This is a genomic window from Stenotrophomonas sp. STEN022 (assembly GCF_056760155.1).
In genome coordinates this window covers 49,960-65,531 of record NZ_JBRREG010000004.1, presented here as the reverse complement: position 1 = coordinate 65,531, position 15,572 = coordinate 49,960, and the positions used below count along the sequence as shown (strand labels likewise).

Genomic DNA, 15,572 nt, shown 5'->3' with positions numbered 1-15,572 from the left:
GCACCCGTCTGCTCAGGCACCGACCTTATCCTGACTGCAGAGCGCGGCAATCCACGAAAATAGGTAATAGCGGCAGCCATGAGGCGACGTTTCGTCTCACGGCATTGAGAAATATGATTTTTTACGCACCACTCTTACGCACAGCCAGCGTTACCAGCGGCAACGCTGTCGATCCTCGGGCAAGCACCCCGCCAACACATCCAGTTGGCTCAGCCCACCAGTACGGTGAAGCAACCGAGCACGATGACACCTCCATGCGCAGTGCTGTCGCCCATACGGGCGGCAGGCAACCCCTTGATGAACACCTTGGTCGAGCCCTTGACGATGGTGTCAGGAGGACCAACGCAGACGCACATATCGGTCACCCGTGCTGCCGGCAATTTGCCGATCAGCACGGTTGGTGCGCCTGGCGCCAGAATCGGGCCACCGACGTGCGGGATGATGCCCGTCACCATCGGGCAGGCATGCATGTCGGTTAAGCGTGCTGCAGGTTGCATTCCGCCACCTCTCCACCACGTATGACCCTCGCTGCAGTAGCAGCGTTGATTTTCCTGATCATCGTCTGACTACCAGTGGCCAGAGCCCTGCTGAACCTTCGTCATTCTCGCCTTGCCGATCAACCAGGCTTGAGTGAAGGTTTCGGCGGCGTACGCTTCTGTCGATTTCCTGTGCGCATTCAGCTGCTTACAGATATCGATATTGTTCTGCTCGCCCGCATCCAAAATGGTTGAAAGGACACCGTAGCCATCTTTCAACAGCATTGCCTGACCGACGCCTGGAGCAAAGCGTAGGCCAGCCTTACCGAAAAGCAATGGCAAATGACCAATATACGCATAAACATTTGCTGCCACACAGAGTTTATCCGGCGTGGTTTCAGTCGATGAGGTAGCAATATTTGTCAGGGTAGAGGCATGGCGCACTGGCGAGAAAATAAGAACATTGGCTATTTTCTTCAGCAATGTTTTCCGCAGCAGGGCGTCCCCGACATTGAACTGCCCTGTGACCTCATTGAGCTTGGCTGTATCCATGTTTTCTGCTGGTACCGACATAACACCTCGCAACTCATCAGAAAGACGATCAAACCCTGGCTACAGAAGGCTTGACCCCCACTGTGCGAAAGATTGATCGCGCTACAACGCACGCGCAATGCGCCCGACTCACTTGTGCATTGACAAAGCCACCAGTGCACTTTGGCTACTACTATTGCGCGTACCACAATGCTCAACCCGACAACCCGTCTCACCCCGGAAATCCGGAATATTGCCAGCATGCACCCCATCAGCATTGGAGCGCTGCAGAAGGGGCGCGAGCGACGCCTACTGCCAGTCTGGAACGCCCCGGCAAACTCATCGCGTCCGCAATCGACGCATATGCCGCCTCATCCGGTTGACCATTCGATTGATAGGTCAATCCGCAAACATACCCACCAATAGCGGCGGCCCATCCTTCACATGCTGTAACGTGGGTTCGCCTTTCTTGAAACCTGGCAGCACATTGTCCTTGGAGACAACTGCAGTCTGGTAGACGTGCCACACCCCGTCTTTTTTTACACAGACCAACGTGTGTTCGAAGTTTCCCTGCGCCACTCCCCCCACCATGGGATCCAGGTACATTCCATTCGGAATCGAGCAATGCAGTGCTTCAGCAGCAGCACCTGGCCCTTCGTACATTTCGCGAGTGACGCGACACTTCGCCTCCCGTTCTCCCTGCAGGACTTTGCCGTCTGCATCATGGTAGAAGCGATTGTGGCGGAGGCCTCCATGCACCTCCAGTGCGCACCCGTTCATGCCGAATGTCACGACAAGGGTGCCATCTGGCAAGCCTTTTGGAACATCACAGTGCAGCGCCCTGTCCGCTCTATAAGGGAAGAAGTAGTCACCGGCCCCATTCGGATCCACATTCAAAATATAGCCGCCGTTGGCTTTTTTACAGCTGATGCTGCATGTATTCCCGGTCAGTAAATTGAGCGCCCCCCCTCTGCAGACAAACCCATATCGCGACATCACCTGTTCCGGCGCGCTACGTAACCACTTCAGCACCGCGCTGCCTGACCCTGCCGCGATTCGCACACTCGAGATAAACCCCATATCCAACACCATCCATCCAGCAAATTATTCAACTGCACGACCAACGCATCAAGGCAACCGAGAATGCGTGTCCCGACTCGGCACTTAAATGTTAACCAGACCTTGAAAGGTCCAGCGTGGATCGCCATCCATCGCCACCATCAGATCACGCGGCCCTACTTGAGACCTACCATTGGCGATGGGGACCGTCGGAAGCGCCATGAGCTCGGCAGCGCTGGCGAAAGCCTTGTACACAAAATTGGAACAGAAGAACGTCGTCGCCTGGTGAGCGAACAAGGACTTGTCCGCAGTCAGCCGTGAGCCTCCGGATAGATTGAAAGGTGACTGGCCGGCAGCAAGCTTCGCATAGGCGCCATAGTCGGCACCGCCAGCACCAGATTGCTTGATGGCAACACATCCTTCAGCGCACTGTGCGGCGGCCTCAGCGACATCCTGATTTGCCGTGTACCGATAGACCCGATAGTTGCCTGCTGCGGCCTGTCGCGACCGCAGCCCGCTTCCAACCGATTCAGCGATGATCGGCTCACCATTCTGACCAAGAGCTATAACTATTGCAGCATGAACGGATTTCGCAGTGCCTCCTCTTCCAATCGAGCCAATGGTCTGCGCTACGGCGATGACCTTTCTCATGAAACCCGAAGTACTTTGCGTAAACAGAACATCCCCAACTTCAAACGGCGGTGCCGGCATGAATCATCCCTCCCATACTTTGTGGTTTTCAATCGGCTCAATGGCGGCTGCCTTTTCGCAATCGCCAAATCCATAGGAGCTACTCTTCTACTTGATATGCAAATTCCTGCGAGGACGCGGTCAGATTGATTGCCGAGACTGCTCGGCAATCAATCATCCGCTGCAAGAACTCCCGGCTTATCTCCGGCAGCATCGTGTTGGTCAGAATCGCGTCGATCATTCGTCCGCCTGATTCGCCTTCGTTGCAGCGGCTGACCACCAGCTCGACCACGCTGTTGTCGTAGTCGAACGGAATCTTGTAGCGCTGCTCGACGCGCTTCTTGATGCGATCCAGCTGCAGCCGCACGATCTGGCCCAGCATGTCCGGGCTCAGCGGGTAGTACGGGATGGCAACCAGGCGCCCCAGCAACGCTGGCGGGAACACCTTCAGCAATGGCTCGCGCAACGCCTTGGCCATGCTCTCCGGGTCGGGCATCAGCTCCGGGTCCCTGCACAAGCTGGCAATCAGGTCGGTGCCCGCGTTGCTGGTGAGCAGGATCAAGGTGTTGCGGAAATCAATACGGCGACCTTCACCGTCCTCCATCCAGCCCTTGTCGAATACCTGGAAGAAAAGTTCGTGCACGTCCGAATGGGCTTTTTCAACCTCGTCCAACAGCACTACCGAATACGGACGACGGCGCACGGCCTCGGTCAACACGCCACCTTCGCCGTAGCCTACATAGCCAGGAGGAGCACCCTTGAGCGAGGAAACCGTATGCGCTTCCTGGTACTCGCTCATATTGATGGTGATCAGGTTCTGCTCGCCGCCGTACAACGCTTCGGCCAAGGCCAGTGCGGTCTCGGTCTTGCCAACACCGGAAGTGCCGGCCAGCATGAACACACCGATCGGCTTGGAGGGATTGTCCAGGCCAGCACGGCTGGTCTGGATGCGCTTGGCGATCATCTCCATCGCGTGGTCCTGGCCGATCACTCGCTTGCCGAGCAATTCAGGCAAGCGCAGCACGGTTTCAATCTCGTTGCGGGCCATGCGCCCAACAGGAATCCCGGTCCAATCGCCGACCACCGCGGCTACGGCCTGGTAGTCCACGGTCGGCAGAATCAACGGGCTCTCGCCCTGCAGCACCGCAAGCTCGCCCTGTACCTGCTGGAGCCTTGCCAGCAACGCCGGCCGATCCACCGCAGCGACAGCTACCTCCTCCACCGCAGCCTCGGCAGCGGCCTGCACTTCCAGCACGCTGCCCGTACCTTCGACCGGCGCACCACCACTGCGCAGCTGCGCGCGCAGCTCCAGCAATTCATCAACCAACGCCTTCTCCGCGTCCCAGCGGACTTCCAACGCAGCAAGACGCTCGCGTTCACCCGCCAGCGCGATCTCCACCACCGCGGCCCGCTCGGCGGTCTCCACGCCGACCGCGGCCTCGCGGGCGATGATGCGCTGCTCGGTTTCCAACGACTCGATGCGTCGACGACTGTCATCCACCTCGGCCGGTACCGCGTGCAGGCTGACCGCTACGCGCGCGCAGGCGGTGTCGAGCAGGCTGACCGATTTGTCCGGCAACTGCCGTGCCGGGATGTAGCGATGGCTCAGCTTGACCGATGCCTCCAGCGCCTCGTCCAGGATCTGCACCTGATGGTGTTTTTCCATGGTGCTGGCCACACCGCGCATCATCAGCACGCCCTTGATCTCATCCGGCTCGTCGACCTGGATGGATTGGAAACGCCGGGTCAACGCCGGGTCTTTCTCGATATGCTTTTTGTACTCGGCAAACGTGGTCGCGCCAATCGTGCGCAAGGTACCGCGTGCCAGTGCAGGCTTGAGCAGGTTTGCCGCATCGCCGGTACCGGCTGCACCACCTGCTCCCACCAGCGTGTGGGTTTCATCGACGAACAGGATGATCGGGCGGGTACTGGCCTGCACTTCTTCGATCACGGCACGCAGGCGCTGCTCGAACTCACCCTTCATGCTCGCGCCGGCCTGCAGCAAGCCCACATCCAGCACGCGCAGTTCCACTTCCTTCAATGCCGGCGGTACGTCGCCACGCACGATGCGCTGTGCGAACCCTTCCACCACGGCCGTCTTGCCGACACCGGCTTCGCCGATCAGGATCGGGTTGTTCTGACGGCGACGCATCAGGATATCGACCACCTGACGGATCTCATCATCACGGCCAACGATCGGGTCGAGCTTGCCATCGCGCGCCTGCGCGGTCAGGTCGGTGGTGAAGCGCGCAAGCGCTTCCTGCTTGCCCATCGCCGCTGGCGCGATCGCCCCACTGGCCTCGCCCGGTGCACCCGCGTTGCCCAGCTGGAAGCCATCGCTCGGGCGCTGACCTTCCTCAGGTGAGCTGGCAACGATATCGGCAAAACGCTCGCTCAGCGCCTCCGGCTTGAGTTTGTCGAACTCCCGCGAAATCCCGCTCAGTACGCTTCGCAGGGTGCGCACACTGAGAATGCCGACCACCAGGTAGCCGGTGCGCACCTGCGCCTCACCGAAGCTCAGCGATGCATATACCCAACCCCGCTCCACTGCCTCCTCGATGTTGGATGACAGGTCAGTCACCCCGCTTGCGCCACGCGGCAAGCGATCCAACGCGGCGGTGAAATCGCGCGCCAGGTGCGAAGGCTCAATCTGGAAGTGACGGAGAATCCGGTGCAGGTCCGAATCAGGCAGTTGCAGGATCTGGTGGAACCAATGCACAAGTTCCACATAGGGATTGCCGCGCAGCTTGCAGAACACCGTAGCGCTTTCGATCGCACGGTAAGCCAGTGGGTTGAGCTTTCCAAACAGTGCACTACGACTAATCTCGGTCATGATGAAGCTCCTGGTGAATCACAAAAAGCACTGGCCAAGCGCGGGTGGACGACCACTTCATCAGCATCCGTCACACTCCAGGCGCGCTGCCCTATCCAGCTGTCCAATCCGATCCGGCCACTACGCCCCAATCGCATGGGCGGTACCTGATCGGCACGCAAAAGCAGTTGCAGGTCCCAAGATTGGGTATCGCCGACATAGCTGCGCACCGCCGCCGTCAACTGCGCCAGAGCATCTCCGCCCGGCAACCACTGCCGGAAGGACACCAGATCCAACGGACCTATCCGCACCCGGAAGCGATGCTGGCAGCCGCGCACCTGCGCACCCAGGACGGCACTGCTGCCAAGCTGATTGGCGCGGCCACGGCCCAGTTGCAGGCGACTGTCAGCAGGCAATCGCATCCACTCGCCAACGAACTCGACAATCTGCACAGGCACCCGCATGGCTTGTTGCAACAGCCCCTGCAAGCCCTCGCGGTTGCGCGCCAGTGCGCCCAGCCTGCCGGCGAAATGTCGTTTGTAGTTGTCCGGCAGCCGGTCCCGTCCTTGCAGTCCTGGCGTTGCCAGGCCAACCAGGGCCCCCAGGTACAGGGCGAAGCGGTCATCATCAGCGCGCTCAGCCTGTACCACTGGCTGCGCATCGGCCCACGCACGGTAGAACAGGCCCAGCATGCGGTGATGGAACAAGTCGGCAAATGCCACGAAGCTTCGGTCACGCGCATGCAGCTGGCGCTGCAGCGCGTACTCGGTCAGGTGAAGTGGCAACGGTGCATTCGGCCCGAACAGGCCCAGTACCAGGCCATGCAGTGCGGGCGGCGCGCCGGTCTGACTCAGCTCGAAGCGTTCGATGTCGCTGCTGGCAAATGCCAGTGACGGCGTATGCCGCAACCGCACCGGATCATCGGCCGGTCGCACCGAGCGCCCAAGCCGTGGATGCTGCGGGTATGCACGTTCTATCAGGCGCAGCGCGGCAAACAACTCAAACGCATATGGCCGCTCGGCGAGCGCGGCAAACAGCTGCGCCTGCGTCGCCGTTACAGCGGCGCCAGGGCGCCCGGACATGCCGTCCATCGCGCTACCTCGTTGCGTTCGACCGTGCGCAGCACCGTCTCGGTGAATGAATTGACCGACACATAGCGGGCAAAGAACTGGCGCAGAACCCCTCCAAGTAGATAGGCACCCGTTCCTTCGAACGCGTTTTCTTCGCAGGTCAAGGTGATCTCCAGCCCACGACCGAAGGTGATCGGACCAGGTATCGGAATGCGCCTGACGATGGGCCGTGCCTGCACCGACTTGATTCCCTCCAGCTGGCGTTGGGCTCCTGCATCGTGAGCATCGCAGTAGAGCGAGAGCATCTCGCGCAGCGCGTTGACGCCCTGCCCATCGCCCACTTCGAACAGCGACAGGTAGTTCAGCTGCAGGTGACTAAGCAGCTTCCACGCGCTCTCGCCGCCATCCCCTGCCGGACGTGGCCGGGTTGGACCTGCGACGCAACGCACCGATGCAACGGGGGCACCGTTGTCCATCTGGAAGTCACTCTGTCCCTTACCAACCGGTAACTGCAGCGGCAGGTCGCGGTTGCTGCACAGCAGTTCCAGTCCAAGCTGGCGTAGCCGGCTTGGATAGGATTTGTCGCGAGCATCCACCAGACTGACAAACAACTCGCTGCCCACATAACTGGAGCGCGCGCCCTGCCGACGCTGGCGCGCCGACAACTGCCGCGGTTCGCGGCGCACGGTGTAGTACGCCGCATGCGGATCGTGCCAGGTGCGTGCGTCGCCGCCATAGAACGGCTCGAAGCGCTGCTCCGACTCCTGGCTGTCGCCGAAGCCCTCCACGCGGGTAACACTGTGGATCTCGAAGTCCACCGGCCGGGTCCGGTCGACCGGTACATGGTGCTCGTTGCGCCCCGCATCCAGATGGATGCGGTCCGCACGCTGGGGAAAGAGATTGATGGCCGGGGTGCAGAACAACCTGAAGTTTTCAGCCGAGACCGCGTTGTGCAGACTGGTCACGCTGCGATCGAACAGGACGATGATCTCGAAGACCTGCCCGGGGATCCGCTGCAGCGTCCGCCGCAGCGCACTGAACTCAACGAAAAGAAAGCGTTCCGGGCAGGCAAAGTATTCCTGCAGCAGCCGATAGCCACTGAAGGAGCGCCCGTCATACGGCAGCAGCGCTTCGCTGTCGTCAAAGCCACGCGCATGCAGGCCGGTGGCGTCTTGCCATGGCGACACGATCCCGCCGCCCCTCACCTGATAGCCAACGGCGTTGCCCAGCAGCTGCTCGTATAGACGCTTGCCGGCTTCACCAGCAAGGAACAGCGGCAAAGCATCCATCGCCAGATCCTGCACCGGCACACCCGATTGGGTCTCCAGGCGCAGGCGCAGACCCGAACGCACCACCGCCCCGGCAGGCAGGTTAATGCCAGCTGCCGCCAATGCGGCCGGACTGTCGAAGTACTTGGCTTCCGCCATCGCCAACGGCCAGAGCGTTACCTCATGCGCGGTACGGTACTCACAGGCCGTACGCTCCTCAGCACCGACCTGCCCGCGCAAGGCACTGTGCCGCGCGACCCGATGTCCTGCGGCAAGATTGGCATCGCCCAGATCAGGATGCAGCTGCACCACTGCCATCGAAGGCAGGGGAGCCAGGAAATTCGGGTAGACCATCTCCAGCAGGTGCTGGGTGAACACCGGATACTGCGCCTCCAGCTTCAACTGGACACGCGCCGTCAGAAAAGCAAATCCCTCAAGCAGACGCTCGACGTATGGATCGGCACATTCAATGCCATCCATCCCCAAGCGGCCAGCGATCTTCGGAAATTCGCGCGCGAACTCCGCACCCATTTCGCGGACATGCTGCAGCTCGCGGTTGTAGTGACGCAGCAGCCTTGGGTCCATCAGGCGTAGCCCTCGATCAGGTTCAACTTTCCTGTCTCAAGGTCCACTTCGGTTTTCAGGTACAAAGCCAGCGGGATCGGCTGCGCCCACATGTCCGAACGGATGTCGAACACCAGTGACTTTCGGTCCATATGCGATTGCTGCGCCCGCACGGTAACCTGCAGCGTGCTGGCAATCAGGCGTGGCTCATAGGTCAGGATGGCGCCCCGCAGTTGCTGCTGCAGCTGGCTCACATTGATCCCCGCCAACTGTGATCCAGTCAGGTCCGGGATGCCAAAGTTGATCACCGACGATGCAACATCGGGATAATCGGCCAGGGTCGCATCACTGGCCATCTGCACACAGTTCAACAACCATGACAGGTCGCGGGTCACGCATTCGCGCAGGCGACTGGGCGAAATCACCCGCTGCTCTCGACTTTCGGAGCCACGCAAAGGCTCATCGTCGGTCAGACGATCCAGCAGGGATGGCTGCAATCGCTCGGTGGTGGTCAGCTCAGCCATCGGCGAACACCCTTACACCGCGTCAAACACAATCGTGGTAGTTCCCAGCAACGGGTACTCGCCTTCGTCGCTGGCAAGCATGCGCTGTCCGAGGCCGCGCCCCTGCTCGTCCCAATGCGTACCACGTGCAAGCCGCAGCGCGTCATCTGCACTGGTTTCGGTACCCGGATAGCGCGCAGGGATGAACACGATGGACTGCGTGCCATTGCGCCAGCAAATCTCCGCCGGCAACCAAAGGATGTCGCGCAGATCCTTGGGGGCGTCCAACCGCAGCTCCTGCACCTGTGACAACGGCACCCAGGCGTAGCCGCCCTGACTGATCACCTCAAGGCAGGGCCCAAAGCGTGCGTCTGCATCGCCCAACCAGCTGAAAGCCACGCCATCAATGTGCCCGGCTACCGCCGGTGCCTGTTCCAGCGCCAACTCGCGCAGCGGCGCTGCTGCATCCCCCTGTCCTTTCTGCTCCAGCAGCAAGGCTTGCAGCAACGGTGCCAGCCATGGCTCCGGCGCGCCGAGAACATGCGGCATGCATTGCCCGGCCAACACCTGTGCACGCAGCGCTTCTGCACGCAGCAGTACCTCACAGGTGGTCGCCATCAAAGTCAGGTTGGCATCCAGCTGCACCGCGGCCTGCAATTGTTCGCCGGCGCGTCGCCACTGCCCCATCACCGCCAACAGCTGAAACATAAAAACGCGCTCATTGGCATCTGCAGGCGCCGACCGCACACGTGCGGTCAGCGCTTGCAACGCCGGATCCAGCTGGCCTGCACGCAGCAGCGCCGCGGCCTCGTTGGTCGAACCGGCGACAGCGCCGGTGGTCAGCTGGATGCTCATGACGATCAGCCCTTGGCCACAGCCTGCATGTCGTAGGTAAACGTCTTGGCTGCACCATCCGCATTGCCATCGGGCTTCTGCGGCTGGAAGCCGTACTGGAACTTACCGAAGTGCAGGCTAATGTTCTCAGTCAGGCGATCTTCGCCACCGGAGCCACCGGTCGACACCGACGTGATCAGTACGCCGTTGCTCAGATGAATGGTGACGTAGTCGGTCTGCTCACCGGTTGCGTTGGTCACATACAGCCATGCTTCCTCCAGACGTGCACCGGTAGAAGCGGCCTGCAACAGGGCGTTGGAGCTCTTGTCGACGTACTTGGTGATGGAAATGTCCTGCACGTGCGCCTTGCCACCGGAGCCGACACCGCCGCTGTGCAGGTCGCCGCTGTTACTCACGCCCCAGGACCATGCCAACACTGGGATTTCGCCCTTGTGCTTGCCATGGGTCGAGCCGCCTTCAATGGTGACCGGGCCGCCCTTGAACTTCAGATGCATGTCAAATGCCATGAAACCACTCCTTCATTTTCGTGTGAACACGTAGATCAATGGGAAACACCGGCCGCTACCGGCGTGGTTGAAACCTTGGATCAGGCCTTGGCCTGGGACGGCAGACGCGACACCAACCGCAGCGATACCGTCAAACCTTCAAGCTGGTAATGCGGCTTGAGGAAGAACTTGGAGGTGTAGTAGCCAGGTGCGCCTTCGACTTCCTCCACAATCACCTCAGCGGCGGCGAGCGGATGGCTGGCCTTGTACTCCTCACTGGAGTTCGCCGGGTCACCATCCACGTATTGCAGGATCCAGTTGCCCAGCCACTTCTGCATCTGCTCGCGGTTGGAGAACGAACCGATCTTGTCGCGCACGATGCACTTCAAATAGTGTGCAAAACGGTTGCAAGCGAACATGTATGGCAGGCGCGCGGCCAAGGCAGCATTGGCGGTTGCGTCCGGGTTGTCGTACTCGGCTGGCTGGTTCAGTGACTGCGCGCTGATGAACGCGGCCATATCCGAATTCTTGCGATGCACCAGCGGCATCAAGCCCATCTTGTCCAGCTCGGCCGAGCGACGATCCGTGATTGCCACTTCGGTCGGGCACTTCATGTCCACACCGCCGTCGTCGGTGGGGAAGGTATGTGCCGGAAGCCCTTCAACCGCGCCGCCGGACTCGATGCCGCGGATGCGCGAGCACCAGCCGTACTGCTTGAAGGAACGGTTGATGTTCACCGCCATCGCATAGGCCGCGTTCTGCCAGGTGTACTTGGCCGAATCAGCTCCAGCAGTGTCCTCCTCGTAGTCGAACTCATCGACCGGATTGGTATTGGCCCCGTACGGCAAGCGCGACAGTGTGCGCGGCATCGCCAGGCCGATGTACTTCGAGTCCTCCGAGTCGCGCAGCGAGCGCCAGGCCGCGTAGTCCGGCGTGGTGAAAATCTTGGCAAGGTCACGCGGATTGGCGAGCTCGTTCCAACCATCCATACCCATCAACTTCGGCGCTGCTGCCGATATGAACGGTGCGTGGGCGGCAGAAGCCACCTGTGCGATACCAGCCAGCAGCTCCACATCCGGCGGCGAGTTATCGAAATAGTAGTCACCAACCAGGCAGCCATACGGCTCACCACCAAGCTGGCCGTATTCCTGCTCGTAGATCTTCTTGAAGATCGGGCTCTGGTCCCACGCCGTGCCTTTGTAACGCTTGAGGGTCTTGCCGAGCTCCTTCTTGGAGATGTTCAGCACGCGGATCTTGAGCTGCGTGTCGGTCTCGGTGTTGTTCACCAGATAGTGCAGGCCGCGCCAGGCACCTTCCAGCTGCTGCATATCGGCATGATGGATGATGTGGTTCAGCTGCTCGGTGAGCTTGCGATCGATCTCGGCGATGTACGCCTTGAGCGTCTGCGATACGTCATCACCAACGATATCGGCACGACTGAGCACCTGCTCAGCCAAGGTACGCACCGCGGATTCAACCTCTTCCTTGGCGCGCTCACTCTTCGGCTTGAACTCCTTGTTGAGCAGGGCGGCAAAGTCGCCACTCTCAAACGCGGCTTCAATGCTGCCAGACTCTGCCAGCTGTTCAGTATTCATGGCTTATTCCTGTTCCGGCTCGCCGGGCTTGGGGGCAGATGCAAGCGCCTGCATCAACGCGGGATCACGCATGGCCTGCGCAATCAACTCCTCCGCGCCAGCCTTGCCATCCATGTACGTATCCAGATTGGCCAGCTGCGTGCGGGCCTCAAGCAACTTGGCCAGCGGGGCTACTTTGCGCGCGACCGCAGCCGGCGAAAAATCGTCCATGCTTTCGAACGTGATATCGACGTTCAGACTTCCCTCGCCGGTCAGCGTATTCGGCACTGAGAAAGCTACGCGCGGCTTCATTGATTGCAGACGACTGTCGAAGTTGTCGACGTCTATCTCCAACGACTTGCGATCTTCCAGCGAAGGCAGCTCACCTGCGTTCGCACCGGACAGATCCGACATGACGCCCATCACGAAGGGGAGCTGCACTTTTTTCTGTGCGCCATACAACTCTACGTCGTACTCGATCTGAACACGCGGTGCGCGATTGCGCGCGATGAACTTCTGGCTGTTTGCCACGACTTTGCCTCCGATTAGACCGATCAGTTCCGGCACGAAGACAACGCGCAGGAAGCAGGCGGGTCCAACCCTCCCTCTTCATGCCTTCGACTTGTCTCCGTCACATGCACCACGCACTGCCGGTGAGTCACATTGCGTCATCACCACCGCAATCCAGCACCGAGTCGAGCGAACACCACTCAATGCCGGCGAAGTCTAGGAACGGCCACGCATCGCGCACACGACAATCCGTCTCAACCTTTGCTGGAAAAGAAATCGCAGGCTTGATGATGGTTTTTTTTCGCTTTTCGCGTTTTGTTTAAGTAACGGACCCCAATTGTGGGTCGCGGCGACTAACCATGACCATTGCAGGACACAGCGCACACGCTCTTACGGATGTTCTTACGCCAAACGACAACATTCGTTCGATCACGCACATCAACTATTCGATGAGCTTCGATAGCACGCCACTGGACGTCGACGATGTATTGCTGCATGACATCATCGGCTTTATCGATGGTCGACTTGGCGACTACGACCTTGGCGAGCGCATGATCCGCAATGCATTCAATCTATCGCGCGCCACGCTCTACCGCCGCTTCCAGCCGCTCGGCGGCATCGCCAGTTTCATCCGCGACAAACGCCTGCAACTCGCACATATGCATCTGAGAGGAAACCCAACCTGTAGCCTCACCTGGCTGCTGTATGAAGTTGGGTTTTCGTCGGAGCGGCAGTTCCAACGCTCGTTCCAAGCCCGTTACGGCATGTCGCCCGCCAACTGGCGCAAGTCCTGCCAACTCTGCTGAAAAAAGTTCACACCACCCAGGCAGCCTACAAAGAAAATTGGTTCCCGAACGAAGGGCACTCGATGCTCAGATTTTTTCGACTGGATGACCGTCGGTCGCCGCCGTATCAGAGATCCAAGCCCCAACGCGTGCAAGCAGTACAGGGCGCTGTTGATCGTGCGCATCAAACTGTCCTGATGCGCTGCGGCTGCGCATGATCGGCGCATGCATTGAGCATCGAAGAATCCTCACCGCACATGAAGGCATCATCCAGCCGCACGCAACAGTATCGCCCTACCTGATATGGAGTCGTCGCAGCTGTACGGAGCACGCAGGAACGGCGTAGCTCACGCATCAGGCAACCACTACCCGGAGCAAGCCCATGTCTTGGAACCCCTTCTCTTCAGGTTCGTCGTCATCGCCATACACGATGCGAAATTTCAGGGACACAGCGCAAAGCTTTTTCCGAGCGACTACCGGCCAGTCACCGCGGGTGTCCACGTTCTACAACTCGCTGACCGATGATGAGCTCAACCAGCCGATAACAGCACTGAATATCGGCAATTTTGTTCGCAGGGAAAACCATGCAGTGCTACATGGCACCACCCCGGCAACACGCGAAGATCTTCTTGCAATCGCAGCCATCCCACTCAGAGCGGTTGCTGCACATACGGTTGCGCAGAATGTTGTCGTTGGCCAGCAGGGATTCTTTGGCAACTGCGAATATCAGCAAGAAGCGCTGATTGGCACGCTGTCTGGTTTGCACGGTCAGTGAAGTCCCGAGAAGGCTTCAATAATCGACTGGATCGCTCCGCATATCCGGGTCGCCTGAACGCAACAGCGCCACATGCTATTCCCGGCCCAGCCTTGCAAAGCGCCACAACGAAAAAGGCCACCCGGAGGTGGCTTCATCTTGATGTCGCTTGGTGGGCGGTACAGGGATCGAACCTGTGACCCTTGCCGTGTGAAGGCAATGCTCTACCGCTGAGCTAACCGCCCGTGTTGCGAGCCGCTCATTATAGGGGGCTGAGCGAGCACGTCAACATCTTTCTTCACACGATTTCACATCGTCTGCGTCGGCTTGTCCGAGCTGGATGTACCGGCCAGCAGGGTCTCGATCTTGTTGCGGATGGCCTCGCCGTCGGCGCCATCGGCGAGCTGCACGCCGATGCCGGCCTGGCGGTTGCCCTGCGCACCCAGCGGGGTAACCCAGACCACCTTGCCGGCTACCGGCAGGCGCTCGCTGGAGTCCGGCAGGGTCAGCAGCAGGAACACCTCGTCGCCGAGGAAGTAACGTTTGGGTGTCGGCACGAAGACGCCACCGTTCTTCACGAACGGCATGTAGGCGCCGTACAGCGCTGCCTTGTCCTTTACCGCCAGCGAAAGGATGCCCTGGCGGGCGTTCGTCGCACTCATCGAATAGTCCCCTTGGATTGCACTTGGTTGGCCGCGCCCCATGCCAGCAGCAGCTCCACCACGGCCAGGTCGGCACGGATGGTGGTGCGCAGCAGGTCGCGGGTGCGATTGGCGGCATCAAACCAGGCGGCCAGCTTGTTCAATCGGGCCGGATCGGTCAAGCCGTCGGCCGCTTTCTTCAGTGCCAGGTCGGCCGCATGGCGCAGGCGCAGGTCGGCGTTGTCGTCGCCGGTCCAGCGCTGGGCCAGCTCGACGCTGCCCAGCTTGCCGGCCAGCAGCTGCTCCAGCTCGCTGGCAACCTGCCGGCGCAGGGCCATGCCCTCGCCCTGCAGCCACTGGTCGGCCAATGCCGGGTGGCCGCGGGTGGCGTCCAGCGCTTCACGCGCCACGCCTTCGGTATAGCCGCGCGACTGCAGCCAGGCCATGGCTTCCTCACGCGGCGGCATGCGGAACTCCAGGCGCTGGCAACGGCTGCGGATGGTCTGCGGCAGGCGCGCCGGGTCGGCGCTCAGCAGCCACAGGTAGCGGCCCGGCGACGGCTCTTCCAGCGTCTTCAGCAAGGCATTGCAGGCAGCGCGGTTGATGGCGTCAGCCGGATCGACGATGACCACCTGGGCCACGCCATAATGCGGGGTGAGTGCCAGCTTCTGCGAGATATCACGCACCTGCTCGATGACGATCTCGGTGCGCAGCTTGTCGCCGGTCTTGTTGGGGATGAAGCTGGTGAACTGCAGGTCCGGGTGGGTGCCGGCGGCGATCAACTGGGCGTTGCGCTGGCGTGCCGCCGCGTCCTCACCGTGGTTGAGCACATGCGCGGCCAGCCGCATCGCCACCACGCGTTTACCCATGCCAGCCGGGCCGCACAGCAACAAGCCATGGCCTAGCCGACCCACGTCCAGCGCAGCCACGGTCTGGTCATAGACACGCTGCTGCCAAGGGGCGAGTGCTCCGCTCATCGGGACATCCTGTACATC

Annotated in this window: 16 protein-coding genes and 1 tRNA gene; 2 read left to right on the top strand and 15 right to left on the bottom strand. The window is 60.6% G+C overall.

Features of this window, described 5'->3' with window-relative positions; translation table 11 throughout:
* Window positions 1-209: 209 nt before the first annotated feature.
* From ACVOMF_RS02125 to tssB, 12 genes are all read right to left on the bottom strand, one after another.
* A complete protein-coding gene (locus ACVOMF_RS02125) occupies window positions 210-497 on the bottom strand; it encodes a PAAR domain-containing protein (RefSeq protein WP_481507792.1) in 288 nt (95 codons plus the stop codon).
* A gap of 69 nt (window positions 498-566) precedes the next feature.
* Window positions 567-1,028 carry a hypothetical protein gene (locus tag ACVOMF_RS02120; protein WP_481507791.1) on the bottom strand — a complete coding sequence of 154 codons (462 nt, stop codon included), beginning with the start codon at window positions 1,026-1,028 and terminating at the stop codon, window positions 567-569.
* Between the two features lie 378 nt (window positions 1,029-1,406).
* Window positions 1,407-2,099: a hypothetical protein gene (locus ACVOMF_RS02115; RefSeq protein ID WP_481507790.1), complete on the bottom strand. Its 693-nt coding sequence runs from the start codon at window positions 2,097-2,099 to the stop codon at window positions 1,407-1,409.
* A 72-nt stretch (window positions 2,100-2,171) separates the two neighbouring features.
* Window positions 2,172-2,777: a hypothetical protein gene (locus tag ACVOMF_RS02110; RefSeq protein WP_481507789.1), complete on the bottom strand. Its 606-nt coding sequence runs from the start codon at window positions 2,775-2,777 to the stop codon at window positions 2,172-2,174.
* A 79-nt stretch (window positions 2,778-2,856) separates the two neighbouring features.
* The gene (gene tssH / locus ACVOMF_RS02105; RefSeq protein ID WP_481507788.1) at window positions 2,857-5,589 is read right to left on the bottom strand and encodes a type VI secretion system ATPase TssH; all 2,733 of its coding nucleotides are present in this window, start codon (window positions 5,587-5,589) and stop codon (window positions 2,857-2,859) included.
* Window positions 5,586-6,650 carry a type VI secretion system baseplate subunit TssG gene (gene tssG / locus ACVOMF_RS02100; RefSeq protein WP_481507787.1) on the bottom strand — a complete coding sequence of 355 codons (1,065 nt, stop codon included), beginning with the start codon at window positions 6,648-6,650 and terminating at the stop codon, window positions 5,586-5,588. The genes tssH and tssG overlap by 4 nt, the downstream gene beginning before the upstream one ends.
* Window positions 6,623-8,491, bottom strand: a complete 1,869-nt coding sequence (gene tssF, locus ACVOMF_RS02095; protein ID WP_481507786.1) for a type VI secretion system baseplate subunit TssF — start codon at window positions 8,489-8,491, stop codon at window positions 6,623-6,625. The genes tssG and tssF overlap by 28 nt, the downstream gene beginning before the upstream one ends.
* Window positions 8,491-8,994 carry a type VI secretion system baseplate subunit TssE gene (gene tssE, locus ACVOMF_RS02090; RefSeq protein ID WP_481507785.1) on the bottom strand — a complete coding sequence of 168 codons (504 nt, stop codon included), beginning with the start codon at window positions 8,992-8,994 and terminating at the stop codon, window positions 8,491-8,493. The genes tssF and tssE overlap by 1 nt, the downstream gene beginning before the upstream one ends.
* Before the next feature lie 12 nt (window positions 8,995-9,006).
* Complete coding sequence (locus ACVOMF_RS02085) at window positions 9,007-9,828, bottom strand: type VI secretion system accessory protein TagJ (RefSeq protein ID WP_481507784.1); 822 nt, start codon at window positions 9,826-9,828, stop codon at window positions 9,007-9,009.
* Between the two features lie 5 nt (window positions 9,829-9,833).
* Window positions 9,834-10,334 (bottom strand): Hcp family type VI secretion system effector, encoded by a 501-nt coding sequence (locus ACVOMF_RS02080; protein WP_481507783.1) that lies wholly within the window; start codon window positions 10,332-10,334, stop codon window positions 9,834-9,836.
* A gap of 80 nt (window positions 10,335-10,414) precedes the next feature.
* Window positions 10,415-11,908, bottom strand: coding sequence for a type VI secretion system contractile sheath large subunit (gene tssC, locus ACVOMF_RS02075; RefSeq protein WP_481507782.1), 1,494 nt, complete (start codon window positions 11,906-11,908; stop codon window positions 10,415-10,417).
* Window positions 11,909-11,911: 3 nt separating this feature from the next.
* Window positions 11,912-12,418, bottom strand: coding sequence for a type VI secretion system contractile sheath small subunit (gene tssB / locus ACVOMF_RS02070; protein WP_481507806.1), 507 nt, complete (start codon window positions 12,416-12,418; stop codon window positions 11,912-11,914).
* A 338-nt stretch (window positions 12,419-12,756) separates the two neighbouring features.
* Between tssB and ACVOMF_RS02065 the strand changes: the two genes are divergently transcribed.
* Together ACVOMF_RS02065 and ACVOMF_RS02060 are read left to right on the top strand one after the other, a co-directional pair.
* Complete coding sequence (locus tag ACVOMF_RS02065) at window positions 12,757-13,203, top strand: helix-turn-helix domain-containing protein (protein WP_481507781.1); 447 nt, start codon at window positions 12,757-12,759, stop codon at window positions 13,201-13,203.
* Between the two features lie 361 nt (window positions 13,204-13,564).
* On the top strand, window positions 13,565-13,957 hold the full coding sequence (locus ACVOMF_RS02060; protein WP_481507780.1) for a hypothetical protein: 393 nt from the start codon (window positions 13,565-13,567) through the stop codon (window positions 13,955-13,957).
* A gap of 149 nt (window positions 13,958-14,106) precedes the next feature.
* On the opposite strand, the gene ACVOMF_RS02055 is transcribed toward ACVOMF_RS02060, so the two are convergent.
* The 3 genes from ACVOMF_RS02055 to ACVOMF_RS02045 form a co-directional block, all read right to left on the bottom strand.
* Window positions 14,107-14,181, bottom strand: a tRNA-Val gene (locus ACVOMF_RS02055).
* Between the two features lie 63 nt (window positions 14,182-14,244).
* A complete protein-coding gene (locus tag ACVOMF_RS02050; RefSeq protein ID WP_282268537.1) occupies window positions 14,245-14,598 on the bottom strand; it encodes a PilZ domain-containing protein in 354 nt (117 codons plus the stop codon).
* Window positions 14,595-15,554 (bottom strand): DNA polymerase III subunit delta', encoded by a 960-nt coding sequence (locus ACVOMF_RS02045; protein WP_481507779.1) that lies wholly within the window; start codon window positions 15,552-15,554, stop codon window positions 14,595-14,597. The genes ACVOMF_RS02050 and ACVOMF_RS02045 overlap by 4 nt, the downstream gene beginning before the upstream one ends.
* Between the last annotated feature and the right edge of the window lie 18 nt (window positions 15,555-15,572).